The following is a 16,635-nucleotide window of genomic DNA, read 5'->3' on the forward strand; positions in this document are numbered from 1 at the left end:
GTCAGTCCTGGAGTTCGGCCCACACCCGCCGGTCGCGCTCGGCGGTCCAGACGGTGGGGCGCTCCACGCCCTCGTACTCCTCCCACAGCCGCGCGACGTCGAAGGGCAGGCAGTGCTCGAAGATCGGCCAGTGGCCGTAGTCGGGGGCCAGTGCCGCGCGGGCGGCGGCGAAGGCCTTCTTGCGGGTGCCGCCGCGCCGGTGGACGGCGCCGACCTCGGCGCGCAGGGTGTCGAGGAACCCCCGGGTCTGGGCGACTGCGGCGTCGCAGGCGGCGCGGCCCCGGGCCACCGCGCCCCGGCCGCCCACCAGGGCCTCGGCGCCGAAGGCGGCGACGCGGTCCAGGGTGGTGGTGGCCCAGTCGTGGTGGAAGGCGTCGCCGGTGTAGAGGGCGGCCTCGGCCTCGACGAGGTCGCCGGCGAACAGCACGCGCCGCTGGGGCAGCCAGGCGACGATGTCGCCCTCGGTGTGGCCGCGCCCGCAGTACTGCAGGACGAGGTCGCCGCGGTCGCCGCCGAGGTCGATGGTGAGGCGGTCGGTGAAGGTGAGCGTGGGCCAGGTCAGCCCGGGGATGGAGGCGGGGTCGGCGAAGAGGCGGGGCATGCGGGCGTACTCGCTGTCCCAGTCGGCCTGGCCGCGCTCGGCGACCAGCGCCCGGGTGTTCTCGTGGGCCACCACGACGTCGGCGCCGAAGGCGCTGGCGCCCAGGACGCGCACGGCGTGGTAGTGGGACAGCACCAGGTAGCGCACGGGCTTGTCGGTGTGCTCGCGCAGCAGGGCCAGCCAGGAGCGGGCGGCGGCGGGGGTGGCGAGCGCCTCGAAGCAGACGAGGAAGTCCTCGCCCTCGATCGCGCCGACGTTGGGGTCGCCCTCGGCGGTGAGGGCGTACACGCCGTCGGCGAGCACCTCCAGGGTCTGCGGCTTGGCGTCGAGGTCGGCGGAGCTGGCGAACGGCTTGCCCATGGGGAGCACTCCCGGCGTCGATTATCGAATCGGGCGATCGCTTATAGAGTGATCCTAGATGTGATCCACAGCACTTTCCAGAGGGCGGCGGCGGATGCCGCCGCGGACCGCGCGGGAGCATGCCGGCGCGGGCGCTGTGCGACCATTGGGCACAGATCACCTGCTTCGCCCGCGGCCCGCCCGCGGGGCGGTTGTCCGGTCGGCGCGGCGGCGCGGTCGGCGAGCGGCGAGGAGGACGGCGATGACCGAGGACACCACCGCCCCGGCCGGCGGCCCCCCGGCCCGGTCCGGCGCGGCGGCGGGCACCCGCTCCCAGACCCTGGACCGCGGCATCCGCGCGCTGGAGCTGCTGCACCGCGCGGGCCGGCCGATGAGCATCGCCGAACTCGCGCGGGGCCTGGCGGTCCACCGCTCGATCATCTACCGGATCCTGCGCACCCTGGAGGACCACCGGCTGGTGGCCCGCACCCCCGATGGCGCCTACGAACTGGGCCTGGGGCTTCCGGTGCTGGCGCGCGGGGTGTCCCACGACCTCCAGTCGGCGGCGCTGCCGGTGCTGTCGGCGCTGGCCGACGACGCCGCCATGACCGCCTTCCTGGTGGTGCCCAGCGGCGCCGAGGCGATCACGCTCACCAGCGTCGAGCCGCGGCTGGCGCCCGCCCACGTGGCCTACGCGCCGGGGGTGCGCCACCCGCTGGACCGGGGGGCGCCGGGGATCGCGCTGCTGGCCGCCGGGCCGCCGCGCCCCGGCGAGCGCCCGGAGGTCGCCGAGGCCCGCGCGCGGGGGTGGGCCTACTCCCGCGACGAGGTGCTGGCGGGGATGTCGTCGGTGGCGGCCCCGGTCGCGGCGCCGTCCTCGCGGCAGGGGGTGGCGGCGGTGGCGGTCATCTACGTGGAGGGCGCGCACGGCGACGACGACACCGACCGGGCCGCGCTGGCCGAGCGGGTCCGCGCGGCGGCAAAGGAAATCGCGGCTGATTTGCCATAAAGAATGGCGGAGTGCCGGTTTTCATCATGTTTGCGAGCCGGACAGGAGCCGCCACGGGCCTTGCCAAATCGGGTAAGCGCTGCTTACCTTGATCCAGAAGTCAACGGACGCCGCCGTGTGCGGCGCCCGACATATGCCACAAGCAGGGCTGGTTTCGCTGGCTCCCCCTCCCTCAGTGACTTGCCCTGCTTCCCCTCCTGTGGAGTGCAGCCTCCCCCTCCCGGCTGGACTCGTTCGACAGGAGCCGAAGGGGCGGTGCCGGCGCGGCGCCGCCCCTTCGTCGTCCTCCGGTGCCTGACGCCCTGAACCGCTGCCCCGCGCCGGCACGCCGCGCGCCGCCCGCGCCGGACGGCGGGGCGGTGCGCGGGGGGCAGGGCCGGGGTGTGCTAGGCGTGCACCCGCACGACACCGGCCATGTTGGCCGTGCGCACCTCGGTGACGCGGACGTCCAGCCCGGTGCGCGGAGCCTCCAGCATGCGGCCCTCGCCCAGGTAGATGGCCACGTGGGAGATGTACTCCGGTGCGGTGGGGTCGGTGCGCCAGAAGATGAGGTCGCCCCGGCGGGCGTCGGCGTAGTCGATCTGCTCGCCGGCGAACCACTGGTCGTGGGTGACCCGCGGCAGGGCCACGCCGGCCTGCGCGAACGCCCACTGCACCAGTCCGGAGCAGTCATAGCCGCCCTCGGCCATGGACTCCCCGCCCCACACGTAGGGCACGCCGATCCGGGTTTGGGCCGCGGCGATCGCGGTCTCCAGGGTGTCGGAGGGCAGCGGTTCGCCGGGGGCGCCGGCCGGGCGGGGCTCGGGGTCCTCGGCCAGCAGCTGCAGCGACGCGTCGTCGCCCAGGACCTCGCCGAGCCGGTCCTCCAGCTCCCACAGGTCGGCGCCGGGCGCCGAGACGATGAGGGCGTTGCCGCGCGGCATGCCCAGTTCGCGGGCCAGGCCGCGCGAGACCAGGGCGTCGATCCCGGCGACGCCGGAGGTGGCGTGGGTCCACACCTCGCGGGTGATCTCGCCGTTGGCGCCCGACAGGGTGACCTCGCTGCCGACGTCGAGGCGGCGCTGCTTGCCGGCCTCGTCGGAGAGCGCCACGCGGCCCTCGGCGATGCCCTGCCAGATGTCGTCGGAGACGGCGGAGGGCTCGGGCGCGTAGTTGCGGAAGCGGGACGGGTTCACGCCGAGCACGGCGGTGCTCTCGCCGTCGAGGTCGACGCGCGCGGCGTCGACCACCTCGACCGCCTCGACGCCCGGAAGCCGCTCGACCTCCTCGACGCGGCGCTGGGGCACGGTGTCGGGCAGCACCGCGAAGTACTCGCGCGAACGCGGCTTGGCGAGGTCGGCGACCTCGACGTCGCGCCGCAGGTCACCGGTGTCGCCCACCGGCGGGGAGGGGTCGGCGCCGGTGGCGGGCGCCGCGAACGCCGCGGAGTCGGCGGGGGCGTCCACAGGGGGCCGCTCCTGGACGTTGGGCCGGGGGTCGGCCCAGGCGGGCGCCGCACCGAAGGCGGTGAAGGCCACCGCGAACGCCGCCGTCGTACCCGCGCACGATCTCCACCGACGACCCACCGTCGACCCCGCTCTCCTGCCGTCCCGCCGGCGCTGTGCGCGCCGGGCCGCCAAACCAGCACAAGCATGATGGGGGTGTGCCGGTGATTTCAAGCGACCGAAACGTGAACGCGCGTCCCGGTGCCGTTCCGGCCGAGGTCAGCGCGGCACAAATCGGGAAACGAACGCGAAACGCCGCGGGGCCGGGGGATCATGCGTCGGCGTAGCAGTCGACCACGGCGACGTCGAGGGGGAACCGCACCGGGGTGTGGCCGAACATCCGGGCGCCGGCCTCGTCGGCGGCGCCGCGCACGATGGTCACGGCGTCGTCGGCCAGCGCGCGCGGCACGTGCAGGACGAGTTCGTCGTGCTGGAAGAAGACGATCTGCGGGGTGCCGCGGGCGGTGTCGAGGCCGGCGAGGTCGCGCCGCACCGCCGCCATCAGGACCAGGGCCCACTCGGCGGCGGTGGCCTGGATGACGAAGTTGCGGGTGAAGCGGCCGCGGTCGCGGGCGGCGCGGTCGGGGCGGTCGCGGCCCTGGGCGCCGTCGCCGTCGCCGGGGTCGTCGTCGGTTCCGGTGCGCAGCGGCGGCGGACAGGTGCGGCCCAGCCACGAGCGGACCAGGCGGCCCTGTTCGCCCGCAGCGGCGGCGGAGTCGACGTAGTCGAGCGCGCGGGGGTAGGCGCGGCGCATCACCGGGAGCAGCTGCGCGGCGTCGCCGCTGGTCTGGCCGTACATGGCGGCCAGCAGGGCGATCTTGGCGCGCTGGCGGTCGCCGCCGAAGGAGCCCGCCAGGCGGGCGTAGAGGTCGTGGCTGCCGGCCGCGGCGGCCAGCCCGGTGTCGCCCGAGACCGCCGCCAGGATGCGGGGTTCGAGCTGCCCGGCGTCGGCGCACACCAGCGTCCAGTCGGGGTCGGCCACCACCGCGCGCCGGACGACCTTGGGGATCTGCAGGGCGCCGCCGCCCCGGGTGGCCCAGCGGCCCGAGACGACGCCGCCCACCACGTAGTCGGTGCGGAACCGCCCGCCGGAGACCCAGGTGTCCAGCCACTGCCAGCCGTGGGCCGAGTGCAGCCGCGCCAGCTCCTTGTAGCGCAGCAGCAGTGGGACCACGGGGTGGTCGACCCGGCGCAGCACCCAGGAGCGGGTGGAGGGCACCGGGTGGCCCGCGGCCGCGAAGGCGCGGGTGACCTGGCCCGGGGAGTCGGGGTTGACGGTGCGGCCGAACGCGGCGGAGATCCGCTCGGCGAGGTCGGCCAGGACGGGCGGGCGGGCCCCCGCCGGCGGGCGCGGGCCCAGCTGCTCGGTGAGGACGGCGTCGTGGATGTCGGCGCGCCAGGGCACTCCGGCGTGCGCCATCTCGGCGGCGGCCAGGGCCCCGGCAGACTCCACCGCCGCCAGCAGCGCGAAGCGGTCGGGGTGCTCGACCTCGGCGATGCGGCGCTGCTGGTCGGCGTGGACCTCGATGAGCGCGTCGAGCCGGTCGGTGCCCGGCGGCAGGGTGGAGCGGTCGGGCTCGAAGAGGGCGGGCTGGGGTGCGGGGCCCGCGGCGTGGCCGGGGGCGAGGTCGGGCGGCACGGTGCGGCCGTGCAGCCGCGCCCAGGCGGCGCCCAGCGAGCGGGCCTCGCCGAAGCGGCCGTGGTAGCCCAGCAGCAGGGACTCCACCAGGGCGGTGTCGTGGCAGCGGGCGACCCGCACGCCGCGCTTGACCAGCGCCGGGTAGATCTGCTCGGTGTCGGCCCAGATCCAGCGCACGGGATCGGCGCCGGGCTCGTGTTCGCCCCGGTACTCCAGGTCGGCCACGGCTCCGGCGAGGTCGTCGACCCGCCACAGCGCGCCCCGGCCGCCGGCGGTGTCCAGCTCGCGCAGACGGCCGCCGCCCTCGGCCCCTGGCACCGCCGCAATACGCATACCGGCAAGTCTGAAGCACGGAGACGACATTTCCGCACACTACCCGTACCGTGTCGGGCGGGCACCGGGCCGGCCCGCGCGCCATACCTCGCCCGAACCCGGCCGCATGGAGACGGCGGCGACGGCGGACGGCCTGGGTGGGCGATCATACGGCCCCTTCCGCCACGAGATACGGTCACGGTTCCTCGTTATTACCCCAGAGCCACATATCGTCGCCCGAAGAGTCGGGCGCCCGTCGCGCCCGCAACCACCAGCCCGCGGACCCGTGATCGCGGGCCGGAGCCCGCTCCTCGCCTCGGCGCCCCGGCGCCACCCGGCCATCCGCCTCGGGGACCGCTGGCCGCACGCATCGGCTCACGCTCCACCTCGGCGCCCCGTGGCCACCCCACGCATCCACTCCGGGGACCGATGACCGCACGCCCAACCCCGCGCCCCGCCACGCCTCCCCCGCCACACTTACCCCCGCACCACCTGCCCTTCGGCGCACCTACCCCCGCCCCGCGGCCCCCGGCCGCACCACGTTGGCCAGCGGCTCCCCGGCGGCCCAGCGGCGCAGCTGCTCGTCGACGAAGCGGCGGGCGCGCGGGTAGAACGCGGCGGCGCCGCCGCCCACGTGCGGGGTGATGTAGACGTTGGGCGCCTCCCACAGCGGGTGGTCGGCGGGCAGCGGCTCGGGGTCGGTGACGTCCAGGGCGGCGCGCACCCGGCCCTTCTCGGCCAGCAGGGCGGCGGTGTCCAGCAGCGGGCCGCGCCCGACGTTGACGACGAGGGCGTCGTCGGCCATCAGGGCCAGCTCGGCCGCGCCGATGAGCCCCTCGGTCTGGGGGGTGTGCGGCGCGGTCAGCACCACGACGTCGGCCTCGGGCAGCAGCGCGTGCAGGTCCTCGATGCCGTGCACGCCCTCGTCGGGGCGGGCGCGGCGGGCCAGGCGCACGACCTCGCACTCGTTGGGCACCAGCCGCCGCTCCAGCGCGGCGCCGATGCTGCCGTAGCCCACGATGAGCACCCGGCAGTCGGCCAGCGAGCGGGTGTAGTGCGGCTCCCAGCGGTGCGCGGTCTGGTCCAGCGACCAGCGGGGGAGCTCACGCTGGGCGGCCAGGATGAGCGCGAGCGCGTGCTCGGCGGTGCTGGCGTCGTGCAGGCCGCGCCCGTTGGCCAGTTCGACGCCGTCGGGCAGCACGGCCAGGGCGGTCTCGTAACCGGCGGTCAGCAGCTGCACGGCCCGCAGGTTGGGCATGCGCGCGATCAGGTCGAGGCGGGGGCCGCGGCCGTAGGGCACCACGTAGAAGGCCACCTCGGCGAGGTCGACGCCGGGCTCCCCGGTGCCGTCGTAGACGTCGCACACCACGCCCTCCGGCGCGTTCTCCCGGTTCTCCACCCACGGCACCAGCACGCGGTCGGCCATGCCCGCTCCCCCGATCCCAGTCGTCCTCTGCTGCTGGGCACCCTAGCGAAGCCGCCCGGAGGGGGCGGCGGGCGGGGACGCGGTGGTCAGGCGGCCGGGCGGGTCAGCTCGTAGCAGGCGATGGCGGCGGCCGCGGTGACGTTGAGGGAGTCCACGTCGCGGCCGGCCATGGGGATGCGCACGGGCGTGTCGGCCTGGGCCAGCCAGCGCGAGGACAGGCCGTCGCCCTCGCTGCCCAGCAGCAGTGCCGCGGGGCGGCCGGCCGCGGCGGCCAGGGCGGCGGGCAGCGGCACCGCGTCGGCTGCGGGCGTGAGGGCCATGAGGTGGAAGCCCCGCTCGCGCAGCAGGCCCAGGCCGCCGTACCAGTCGGTCAGGCGGCTGTAGGGCAGGGTGAACACGGCGCCCATGGAGACCTTGATGGCGCGCCGGTAGAGGGGGTCGGCGCAGCGGGGCGCCAGCAGGGCGGCGTCCACGCCCAGTCCGGCGGCGCTGCGGAAGATGGCGCCGACGTTGGTGTGGTCGAGCACGTCCTCCAGGACGACGACGCGGCGGGCGCGCTCCAGCACGGCGCCGGGCTCGGGCAGGGGGCGGCGGTGGAAGGCCGCGAGGGCTCCGCGGTGCACGTCGAACCCGGTGAGGGATTCGGCGACCGCCTGGTCGACCACGTAGACGGGGGCGTCCACGGCCGCCGCGAGGTCGGCCAGGGCGTCGAGGCGGCGCCGGGTCAGCAGCAGCGAGCGGGGCGCGAACCCGGCGGTCAGGGCCCGGCGGATGACCTTGTCGCCCTCGGCCATGAACAGGCCGTGCTCGGCCTCGATGCTGCGGCGCAGGTTGGTGTCGCGCAGCCGCACGTAGTCGGCCAGCCGGGGGTCGGCGGGGTCGGGCACCTCGATGACGTCCATGGCCACCGATTATCGGCCGGTGGCGGCGCCGCCCGGGACGCCGGGCGGCGGGGCGGGGCCCCGGGGGTCAGTCCAGCGGGGCGGTGACGGCGCGCAGCCGCTGCCAGCGCGCCTCCTCGCAGGAGTTGGCGCGGTTCAACTCGGTGCTGACCTCCTCGCCCTGCCAGGTGCCGGTGATGACGGCCTCCTGGGGGCCGTACTCGCGCTCGGTGCAGACCGAGCCGCGGGCGACCTCGGCGAAGGGGTTGTCGGCCGAGGCCTGGTCGTCGTCCTCGGCCCACTCGGCGGCCACGCGCGCGATCTCGGCGCAGGCGCCGGGGTCGGTGTCGGGGTCGCCGGTGCACTCCAGGTTCTGCACGTAGGCGTGGCCCTCGTCGACCACCTGGATGCGCAGGTCGCCCACCGGCGCCTCGGACAGCGTGCTGAGGTCGCTGACGCGGTCGGCCTCGGAGTCGGCCGCCGCCGGGGGTTCGGGAGCCGTCATCGACCCGCCCACGGCGACGCCGTAGGCGAGCGCTCCACCGAGGCAGAGCGAACCGAGGACCGCGGTTCCAATCGAACCGAGCAGTCCGCGGCGGGGGTTTCGCTGGGACATGGCCGCCACTCTAGGAAGTCGTTCGGTTGCGCATCGGAGCAACGGGGAAAGCTCCCGCATCGCTCCTGATTCCCGTGATTGCGCCCATCGCACCTGGCTCGCCGGGGAGTCGGCGTCCCGGCGCCGCGGCGCACCGGGAGGGTCCGGCCGCGCGAATGCGCGTATCGCAAGATACCGGTCGAAGCCGAGTACGCATACTAGCCATGTCCGGTGTGAGTGGTCACCATCGGTCCGCGGTTCGCTGCGCGGCGGGATGTGGCCCTTCTCTCTTTCGTTACCAGCGAGTAAGGTCGTCGCCCGACCCCCCGTCGCGCACCTGCCCTCGGAGAGAACGTGCCCAACGGCCGACACCGCCAGCCCTCGCGCGCCCGCGCCGCGCTGGCCTCCCCGCTCGGATTCACCGCGGTCGCGGTCGCGCTGATCGCCGTGCTCAGCGTGGCGATCCCCTATGCCGTGCGGCTGGCCGGCTGCGGCGAGACCCGCTACCTGCGGGTGGCGGGCGCGCTGGGCATCGCGCCGGTGCTCCAGTCGGCGGCCGACGAGTTCAACGACGCCGGCCACGAGTACTCCGGCACGTGCGTGTTCGCCCAGGCGGCGGAGGTCCCGCCGCACCGCGTCATGACCGAGCTGTCGGGCGGCGGCGCGGGCGGCTCCGGCGTCGTGCCCGACGTGTGGGTGCCGGAGTCCTCGGCGTGGGTGGAGCTGGCCCGGGTCTCGGAGTCGGGGGCGCGCACGATCGAGACCGAGCCGCGCTCGCTGGCCTCCTCGCCGGTGGTGGTGGCGGTGCCGCGGGGCACGGACGGCGTGGCCGCGAGCTGGGAGGCACTGCTGCCGGGGGAGCGGCCCGAGGGCAGCCCCCTGGTGATGGTGGACCCCAACCGGGGTGTGCCGGGCATGGCGGCCATGCACGCCGTGCGCGGCATCCTGGGCACCGGCGACGCGGCCGACACCGCCATGACCGACTTCGTGCGCGACGCCCAGCCCGACACCGCCTTCGGCGAGATCGACCTCGCCGGGGTGTACCCGGCGCCGTCCGGCGCCGCGCCGGTGGCGGTGGTGCCCGAACAGGCCGTGGCCGCCTACAACGCCGACGGCCCCAAGACCCCGCTGGAGGCGCTGTACCCCCGGGAGGGCACGGTCAGCCTCGACTACCCCTTCGTCACGGCCGGGGACGACCCGGTCGTGCGCGAGGCGGCCGACGACCTGTTCGACGTGCTCAGCGGCGAGGGCTACCGGGAGCGGCTGCGCGACATGGGCTTCCGCGACCCCGACGGCGCGGCGCCGGACCGGCTGGCCGGCCTGGCCGGGCTGGACCCCGCGCGGCCGCGCACCCACGACGACCTGACCGGCGACGCGCTGCTGTCGGCGGTGGAGGACTGGAACCGGCTGTCGATGCCCTCGCGGGCGCTGGTGCTGGCCGACGTCTCGGCGCACATGCGGGCCGACATCGCCCCCGGCGGCCCCAGCCGGCTGGAGGTCACCCGCCAGGCCGCGCTGCTGGGCCTGACGCTGTTCCCCGACGACACCGACATGGGGCTGTGGCTGCTCTCCGACGAGTTCGGCGAGACGGGCCGGGAGGAGGCCGAGGGGCTGGCGGAGCTGGGCAGCTCCGACGCCGGCAGCGGCACCACCCGGCGCGAGGAGCTGCAGGCGATCGCCGAGGACATCGGCGTGGAGGGCGGCGGTTCGCGGCTCTACGACAACATCCTGGCGGCCTACGAGACCGTGGACGGCTCCTATGAGGAGGACCACATCAACAGCGTCATCGTGCTCACCGCCGGGCGGGACGACGGCTCCAGCGAGATCTCCCACGGCGAACTGGTGGCCGAACTGCAGGACCGGTTCGACCCCGAGCGCCCGGTGACGCTCTTCATCATCGCCTTCGGCGACCAGCCCGAGCGGGCCGAACTGGCGGAGATCGCGGCGGCCACCAGCGGCACGCTCTCAGTCGCCGACGACCCCGGCGAGATCGGCGACATCTTCCTCAGCTCGATCTCGCGCCGGCTGTGCGTCCCCGACTGCGAGTAGGGCCCGCCGCGGCACCCGCGGCCGGTCACGATCGGATAACAGTGTCACGCGCCGTGGCGGGCGCGGCGGGCGGCCGGGGCCGGGCGTGCGGTTTCGCGAAAGCCCTGGCGGCCCGCCCGTCGCGCACCGTGAGCAAGATCATCCGCCGGCCTCGGCGGCGACCCCCGACTTTTAACCCGTCTTTAACCCGATTCCGGACTTAAGTACCTTTCTCCACACATCCCCCTCCCCTGCTCCAGACCCCGTGAGGAACGATCTTGGGACGCCATCGCGGAACCCCCGAAGACGAACCGGCCCGGCCGGCCCCCCGCGGCCGGGGCGACCGCCGCTCGTCCCGGCGGCGCCGGCGGCGCGGCCGGGCCGTCACGGCGCTGGCCGCCGCCCTCGCCGTCGTGGTCGGCCTGGGCGTCACCGGCTGGTACGTCCTGCAGGGCCGCGGCTCCTGCGGCGGCGAGGACGTGGCCCTCGACGTCGCGGCCAGCCCCGAGATCGCGCCCGCGCTGCGCGAGATCGCCGCCGGCTTCAACGCCGACAACCCCGGCGTCGACGGCCGCTGCGTGGCGGTGGAGGTGCGCGGCGCGGAGTCGGCCAACATGACCTACGGCATCACCGGGTCGGGCCCGGCCATGGGCGACACCGGCTCCGACGTCTGGATCCCCGACTCCTCGCTGTGGTCCAACCTGGTCAAGGAGGACGGCGGCGACGCGGTGTTCACCGACACCGGCACGTCCGTGGCCTCCTCGCCGCTGGTCCTGGCCCGGCCCGCCGAGGACGGCGAGGACGGGGAGGAGGAGGCGCCCTCCTGGGACTCCCTGGTGCCCACCTCGGCGCCCACCGCCGGCGACACCGGCACCGACGTCCGCCTCGTCGACCCGGTGCGCAGCTCGGCCGGGCTGGCCACGCTCGCGCTCGTGGCCGGCGCCGTCGGCCAGGAGGAGCAGGAGGAGAACGGCCCGCGACTGGTGGCCGCCCTCCAGGCGCTGCAGCGGGGGGTGGCCCCCGACGAGGAGTCGGCCTTCGGCGTCCTCACCGAGGAGGGAGAGTCCGGCCGCCTCCTGGTGATCTCCGAGCAGGCGGCCTGGCGCTACAACTCCGAGCACGAGCGCTCGCCCGCCCGCGTGGGCTACCCCGCCGGCGGCACCTACGCCCTCGACTACCCCTACATCGACCGCAGCACCGACCCGGTCGTCTCGCGCGCGGCCGACCTGTTCCGCGAACGGCTCACCCGCGACGCCGCCCAGGAGGTCATCACCGCGCACGGGTTCCGCACCCCCGGGGGCACCGCCGACCCCGAGGTCCTGGACCCGGCCGAGGGCTTCCAGCGGCAGATGCCCGAGGACCTGCCGGTGCCCTCCACGCAGAACGTGCAGCGCCTCACCCAGGCGTGGAACCGGCTCAAGCTCGACTCGCGGCTGCTGACGGTCGTGGACGTGTCGGGCTCGATGCTGGAGGAGGTCCCCGGCACCGGGATGAACCGCATGCAGGTCACCACGACGGCGGCCGTGGAGGGGCTCAACCTGTTCCCCGAGGACGCCGAGCACGGGCTGTGGCGGTTCTCCGTGGGCATCAACAACGACCTGGACTACGAGGAGCTGCTGCCGGTGCGCGAGCTGACCGCCGAGGTCGACGGCGGCACGCAGAAGGACGCGCTGGAGACCACGCTGGCCGGGCTCCAGCCGGTGCCCGACGGCGACACCGGGCTCTACGACACCTACCTCGCCGCCTACCGGCAGATGTCGCGCACCTACAAGCCCGACCGGGTCAACTCCATCCTCATGCTGACCGACGGCAACAACGACGACCCCGACAGCATCAGCCTGGAGGAGCTGCTGACCACGCTGGAGGAGGAGTCGTCGACGGTGCGGCCCATCCCCGTCTTCACGATCGCCTTCGGGCCCGACATCGACCCCGAGCCGCTGGAGCGCATCGCCGAGGTCACCGGCGGGGCGGCCTACACCACCGAGGACCCCACCGAGATCGGCGACATCTTCCTCCAGGCGTTCTCCCAGCGCCTGGAGCCCACCCCCGGGGAGGACGCCGCCGGAGACGGCGGGTAGCTCCGCGTGGCGGAGCTGTTCCGCACCGTCCTCCGGCGGGGTTAGTTCATCCTGTCCTCCGGGTGCCCAGATCCGCCCAAGCCTGGACTTAGCGGACGACTTCACGTACTCAAAGGGGGTTGGTACGCGAGGGAGCGGTGAGAGGTGGCTGCTGTGGTCGACGCGTGGATGCCGGGGGCCAAACGGGTCTGCTGCTCGAACGCGAGAGGAGGACAGCTCCAGGGCGGCGCGCCCCGCGCCGTGTGGACGACGACCGAGTCCGACCCCGCCGCGCTCTCGGCGCGGGCGGTGGCCCAGCGCCTCGTCGCCGACGGACGCAGCGCCCACCTGGTGTGGAACCCCCTCACCGGGGAGACCGCGCAGTTGCTGCCCGCGACCGCGGCGGCCGCGGGCCAGCTCAACCCCGACGGCACCGACCGCGCCTGCGAGGGGCGGGTGTGCCTGGTCATCCAGGTCATCGGCCACACGCTGGCGCCTTTCACCGACAGCCCGCTGCGCGGCCTGGAGCCCATCCTGCGCTGGCTGGACTCCTGGCGGGTGCCCAGACGCTGGCCGGCGGGCACCCCGCCGGCACGCCCCGGACTGCCCGAGGACTGCCAGAGCGAGCGGCTGTGGGCGCGCGGCGGCCACTTCGGGCACTCCCAGGTGCCCGGCGCCACCGCCGCCGGCCCCGGCGCGATCGCGCCGCAGCGGCTGCTGGACCCGGACCGCCGCCCGCCGGCGCCCGGCCCGGCGGTACCTCCGCCGCGTCCCGTCCCGGCGCCCGCCGATCGGCCCGGCGCGGGCGCCCGGCCCTACGTGGGGGCGGCCCGCGGCTGAGGGGCGGTGAGGGCCCGGGAGGGCGGTCTGCGCCGGTCCGCGCACCCCTTAGTCTGTCGGCCATGGGTGGATCGATCGAGCCAGGCTGGTACGCGGACCCGCAGGGCGGCGAGGACCGGCTGCGATGGTGGAACGGTGAGGAGTGGACGCAGCACGTGCGTTCGCTCTCCGAAGTCCAGGGCGGCGCGCCGGCGGCCGACGCCGAGGACCCGACCGCCGACCTGGGCGGGGCGGCCGCGCAGGGTCCCGACGCCGAGCGCACCGCGCCCGACCTCGGCGGATCCGCGGCCATCGGCGACGAGCCCAGCACCATGCGCATCGACCCCGGACAGTGGCCCCCGGCCGCGCCGCCCCGGTCCGAGCCGCCGCCGGCCGACGACGAGCCCAGCACCATGCGCATCGACCCGGGCCAGTGGGCCCCGTCGGCGCCGCCCGCCCCGGCCCCCGCCGAGGAGGAGCCCACGGCCGACCTGGGCGGCGCCGACGCCACCATGCGTGTTTCCCCCCAGGCCGGTTCCGGCCACATCCGGCCCGCGCCGGACGACGAGGAGCCCACCGCCGACATCGCCGGACCGGCCGACGGCGCCACCATGCGCTTCGACCCCCGCAGCCCCGCCGCGCCCTCCCCCGCCGACGACGAACCCACCGCCGACATCGGCGGCGGGGCCGGTTCGACCATGCGCTTCGACCCCGGCACGCCCGCGAGCGCCGGGTACTCCCCCGCCGACGAGGAGCCCACCGCCGACGTGCAGGCGGCCTCCACCATGCGCATCGACCCCTTCAAGGCCAACGACGACCCCACCGCCGACCTCAAGGGCGGCGGGTCCTCCTCCGGCGACGACGCCGCTCCCCGCACGGCGGTGTTCAACCCCGACGACCCCATGCTGACGGCGGGCGCCGACAGCGGCGCGGCCGAGGCCAAGCCCCGCAAGCGGTTCAGCTTCAACAAGCTGCTCGGAGACCTCAAGGAGGGCCTGTCGGAGATCTCCGAGGAGCGCAGGCAGCGTCAGGAGGAGGAGCGCAAGAAGGCCGAGGCCGAGGCCAAGCGGCGCGCGGAGGAGCAGGCCAGGTACGCCGAGGAGCAGGCCAAGCGGGCGGAGGAGGAGGCCAGGCGCCGCGCCGCCGAGGACGAGGAGCGGCGCGAGCGGGAGGCGCGCGAGGCCGCCGAGCGCCCGGCCGGGGCGGCGCCCGCGGCGCCCCCGGAGCCGCCCGCCGACGCCAAGTCCCCGTCGGGTTACCCCGCGCCGCCCTCGGGGCCGCAGCCCTCGCACGGGTCCGGCGCCGCGCCGTCGTCCCCGCCCGGCTACCCGCCGGTTTCCTACCCCGCGCCGCCCGCGCCGGGCCCCTCGGGGCCGCAGCGCGGCTTCGGCGACCGGCCCGCCGCCTATCCGCCGCCGTCGGGCCCCCAGCCGGGGTTCCACCCGGGATCGGGCTACCCCCCGCCGCCCGGCCCCGGATACGCCCCCTCCCCCTACGGCCCCCAGCCGCCCGCGCCGCCGGCGCCCCCCAAGGGGCGCGGCCGCCGCAACCGCTCCCAGCCGCCCGTTCCCCAGGGCTACCCGGGCGGCCCGCCGCCCATGGGCTATCCGCCGCACGCCGCCCAGCCGCCGCAGGGCCCGGCCGCCGGGGGCTACGGCCCGCCCGGCGCGCAGGGCTGGGGCGGGGCGCCCGGCGGCGGCCCGGCGCAGTGGAACCGCCCGCAGCCGCCCCCTCAGCAGCGGCCCAAGGAGCGCAAGCGCGGAGGCTGCGGCGGGTGCATGGGCTGCTTCATGTTCGTGCTGATCCTGCTCCTGGTGCTGCTGGTCGGCGGCGCCTACCTGCAGCTTTCCGGCACCGTCGACTTCCTCGGCACGTAGGCCCGGGGCCCGGCCGGCGGGGTGCGGGGGCGGGCCGCCGGTGCCGCCTCCGCACCCCCGCCCGCGCCCGGGCCCCGCGCTGGTGAAACGGCTTAAGCTAGCCGGTATGAACGACTGCTTGGTGTGGATCGACTGCGAGATGACGGGGCTCGACCTCGAACACGACGCGCTGATCGAGGTGGCCTGTCTGATCACCGACGGCGATCTCAACCAGCTCGACGAAGGCGTCGACGTCGTGATCAAGCCCCCGCGGGCGGCCCTGGACCAGATGGGCGACTTCGTCACGCAGATGCACACCACCTCCGGGCTGCTCGACGCCCTGGACAACGGGGTGCCGCTGCAGGAGGCCGAGGAGCTGGTGCTGGAGCACATCAAGCGGTACGTGCCCGAGCCGAAGAAGGCGCCGCTGTGCGGCAACTCCATCGCCACCGACCGCCTCTTCCTGGCGCGCGACATGCCCCGGATCGACGAGCACCTGCACTACCGCATGGTGGACGTCTCCAGCATCAAGGAGCTGCTGCGCCGCTGGTACCCGCGCATCTACTTCGCCAGCCCGGAGAAGCACGGCGGCCACCGCGCGCTCGCCGACATCACCGAGAGCATCCGCGAGCTGCGCTACTACCGCGCGGCCGCCTTCGTGCCCCCGCCCGGCCCCGACAGCGCCAGCGCCCGGGCGATCGCCGCCGAGATCGTGGCGGGCGGCACGGGCCTGCCCGCCGCGGCGGACGCCAAGGACGCCGGGCCGGAAAACTGATCGGAGCACTCCCGCCGGTCCGCTAGAATCATTCCCGGACGCAGGGCCGGGCACTTGCCCGGTCGGCGACCATGGTGGGTGTAGCTCAGTTGGCAGAGCACTTGGTTGTGGTCCAAGATGTCGGGGGTTCAAGTCCCCTCACTCACCCCAGCTCCGAAGCCCCGCGCACGAATCCGTGCCGCGGGGCTTCCGCGTTCCCGGCCCCTCCGCTGCGCGAAGCGCGTCCAGGACCCGGGCCACCGTCCGATGGCGCAGGTCGTCGGACCACGCGCCGGCCACGGCGCCGTGGACGGTGGCGGTGAGCAGCGCCATGACCTCGTCGAGGCGGACGCCGGGCCGCACGGTGCCGGCGTCGCGCGCCGCCTCCAGGAACGCCCCGAACCTGTCGGTGAGCGCCCTCACCTGTTCCCCCGGCTCCACGGACGTCCCCTCCTCGGCGAGGAGGCTCACCACGGTGCCGATGCGGGCCGAGCTTTCCACGAGGAAGCCGAAGTAGTCGAAGAGCGCGGTCGCGGGGTCGCCCTCGGCGGCGAGGGACTGCGCCCGGTCGACGAGCCGTGCCCTCAAATCCTTCATGATCGCCGCGAGGAGGTCGCGCTTGGTGGGGAAGTGGCGGAAGACCGTGCCGATGGCGACGCCCGCGCGGGCGGCGACCTCCTCGGTCGACGCGGCGTCCCCGTGCTCGGCGAACACCTCCTCGGCGGCGGCGAGGATGCGGGCGCGGTTGCGCCGGGCGTCGGCGCGCAGGGGCTTGTCGGGTGTCATGGGTCCACTCGTTGACAAAATGAGTCGCGGCTCATAATTTCAAAATGAG

Annotated in this window: 13 protein-coding genes and 1 tRNA gene; 7 read left to right on the plus strand and 7 right to left on the minus strand. The window is 75.4% G+C overall.

Annotation, left to right across the window (positions count from 1 at the left end; translation table 11 throughout):
• Position 1: 1 nt before the first annotated feature.
• Positions 2-961 (minus strand): MBL fold metallo-hydrolase, encoded by a 960-nt coding sequence (locus HNR12_RS09070; RefSeq protein WP_179767069.1) that lies wholly within the window; start codon positions 959-961, stop codon positions 2-4.
• A 241-nt stretch (positions 962-1,202) separates the two neighbouring features.
• Here HNR12_RS09070 and HNR12_RS09075 point away from each other — a divergent pair, with 241 nt between their 5' ends.
• Complete coding sequence (locus HNR12_RS09075; protein ID WP_179767070.1) at positions 1,203-1,949, plus strand: IclR family transcriptional regulator; 747 nt, start codon at positions 1,203-1,205, stop codon at positions 1,947-1,949.
• A gap of 386 nt (positions 1,950-2,335) precedes the next feature.
• On the opposite strand, the gene HNR12_RS09080 is transcribed toward HNR12_RS09075, so the two are convergent.
• The 5 genes from HNR12_RS09080 to HNR12_RS09100 form a co-directional block, all read right to left on the minus strand.
• Positions 2,336-3,514 carry a C40 family peptidase gene (locus HNR12_RS09080; protein ID WP_179767071.1) on the minus strand — a complete coding sequence of 393 codons (1,179 nt, stop codon included), beginning with the start codon at positions 3,512-3,514 and terminating at the stop codon, positions 2,336-2,338.
• Positions 3,515-3,704: 190 nt separating this feature from the next.
• Positions 3,705-5,405, minus strand: coding sequence for a bifunctional 3'-5' exonuclease/DNA polymerase (locus tag HNR12_RS09085; protein WP_179767072.1), 1,701 nt, complete (start codon positions 5,403-5,405; stop codon positions 3,705-3,707).
• A gap of 487 nt (positions 5,406-5,892) precedes the next feature.
• Positions 5,893-6,810, minus strand: coding sequence for a 2-hydroxyacid dehydrogenase (locus tag HNR12_RS09090; RefSeq protein ID WP_179767073.1), 918 nt, complete (start codon positions 6,808-6,810; stop codon positions 5,893-5,895).
• A gap of 86 nt (positions 6,811-6,896) precedes the next feature.
• Positions 6,897-7,712, minus strand: coding sequence for a TrmH family RNA methyltransferase (locus tag HNR12_RS09095; protein ID WP_179767074.1), 816 nt, complete (start codon positions 7,710-7,712; stop codon positions 6,897-6,899).
• 67 nt (positions 7,713-7,779) lie between these two features.
• Entirely contained in the window at positions 7,780-8,307 is a 528-nt protein-coding gene (locus HNR12_RS09100) for a hypothetical protein (protein ID WP_179767075.1), read from the minus strand.
• A gap of 333 nt (positions 8,308-8,640) precedes the next feature.
• Between HNR12_RS09100 and HNR12_RS09105 the strand changes: the two genes are divergently transcribed.
• The 6 genes from HNR12_RS09105 to HNR12_RS09130 all read left to right on the plus strand — a co-directional run bounded on the left by HNR12_RS09105 (position 8,641) and on the right by HNR12_RS09130 (position 15,971).
• Positions 8,641-10,335 carry a substrate-binding and VWA domain-containing protein gene (locus HNR12_RS09105; RefSeq protein WP_179767076.1) on the plus strand — a complete coding sequence of 565 codons (1,695 nt, stop codon included), beginning with the start codon at positions 8,641-8,643 and terminating at the stop codon, positions 10,333-10,335.
• Between the two features lie 257 nt (positions 10,336-10,592).
• Positions 10,593-12,392 (plus strand): substrate-binding and VWA domain-containing protein, encoded by a 1,800-nt coding sequence (locus HNR12_RS09110; RefSeq protein ID WP_179767077.1) that lies wholly within the window; start codon positions 10,593-10,595, stop codon positions 12,390-12,392.
• 144 nt (positions 12,393-12,536) lie between these two features.
• Complete coding sequence (locus tag HNR12_RS09115; RefSeq protein ID WP_308118638.1) at positions 12,537-13,211, plus strand: hypothetical protein; 675 nt, start codon at positions 12,537-12,539, stop codon at positions 13,209-13,211.
• Positions 13,212-13,273: 62 nt separating this feature from the next.
• Positions 13,274-15,067 (plus strand): DUF2510 domain-containing protein, encoded by a 1,794-nt coding sequence (locus tag HNR12_RS29120; RefSeq protein WP_179767078.1) that lies wholly within the window; start codon positions 13,274-13,276, stop codon positions 15,065-15,067.
• Between the two features lie 106 nt (positions 15,068-15,173).
• Positions 15,174-15,821: an oligoribonuclease gene (gene orn / locus HNR12_RS09125; protein ID WP_179767079.1), complete on the plus strand. Its 648-nt coding sequence runs from the start codon at positions 15,174-15,176 to the stop codon at positions 15,819-15,821.
• Positions 15,822-15,895: 74 nt separating this feature from the next.
• Positions 15,896-15,971, plus strand: a tRNA-His gene (locus HNR12_RS09130).
• Here HNR12_RS09130 and HNR12_RS09135 read toward each other — a convergent pair.
• A complete protein-coding gene (locus HNR12_RS09135; RefSeq protein ID WP_179767080.1) occupies positions 15,960-16,586 on the minus strand; it encodes a TetR/AcrR family transcriptional regulator in 627 nt (208 codons plus the stop codon). The genes HNR12_RS09130 and HNR12_RS09135 overlap by 12 nt on opposite strands.
• Positions 16,587-16,635 lie beyond the last annotated feature (49 nt).

This window comes from Streptomonospora nanhaiensis (genome assembly GCF_013410565.1).
GTDB classification, from domain to species: domain Bacteria; phylum Actinomycetota; class Actinomycetes; order Streptosporangiales; family Streptosporangiaceae; genus Streptomonospora; species Streptomonospora nanhaiensis.

Excerpts from the sequence above, each read along its gene's own strand:
- HNR12_RS09070 (WP_179767069.1), bottom strand. The coding sequence starts at position 961 with ATGGGCAAGCCGTTCGCCAGCTCCGCCGACCTCGACGCCAAGCCGCAG.
- HNR12_RS09075 (WP_179767070.1), top strand. The coding sequence starts at position 1,203 with ATGACCGAGGACACCACCGCCCCGGCCGGCGGCCCCCCGGCCCGGTCC.
- HNR12_RS09085 (WP_179767072.1), bottom strand. The coding sequence starts at position 5,405 with ATGCGTATTGCGGCGGTGCCAGGGGCCGAGGGCGGCGGCCGTCTGCGC.
- HNR12_RS09090 (WP_179767073.1), bottom strand. The coding sequence starts at position 6,810 with ATGGCCGACCGCGTGCTGGTGCCGTGGGTGGAGAACCGGGAGAACGCG.
- HNR12_RS09095 (WP_179767074.1), bottom strand. The coding sequence starts at position 7,712 with ATGGACGTCATCGAGGTGCCCGACCCCGCCGACCCCCGGCTGGCCGAC.
- HNR12_RS09100 (WP_179767075.1), bottom strand. The coding sequence starts at position 8,307 with ATGTCCCAGCGAAACCCCCGCCGCGGACTGCTCGGTTCGATTGGAACC.
- HNR12_RS29120 (WP_179767078.1), top strand. The coding sequence starts at position 13,274 with ATGGGTGGATCGATCGAGCCAGGCTGGTACGCGGACCCGCAGGGCGGC.
- orn (WP_179767079.1), top strand. The coding sequence starts at position 15,174 with ATGAACGACTGCTTGGTGTGGATCGACTGCGAGATGACGGGGCTCGAC.
- HNR12_RS09135 (WP_179767080.1), bottom strand. The coding sequence starts at position 16,586 with ATGACACCCGACAAGCCCCTGCGCGCCGACGCCCGGCGCAACCGCGCC.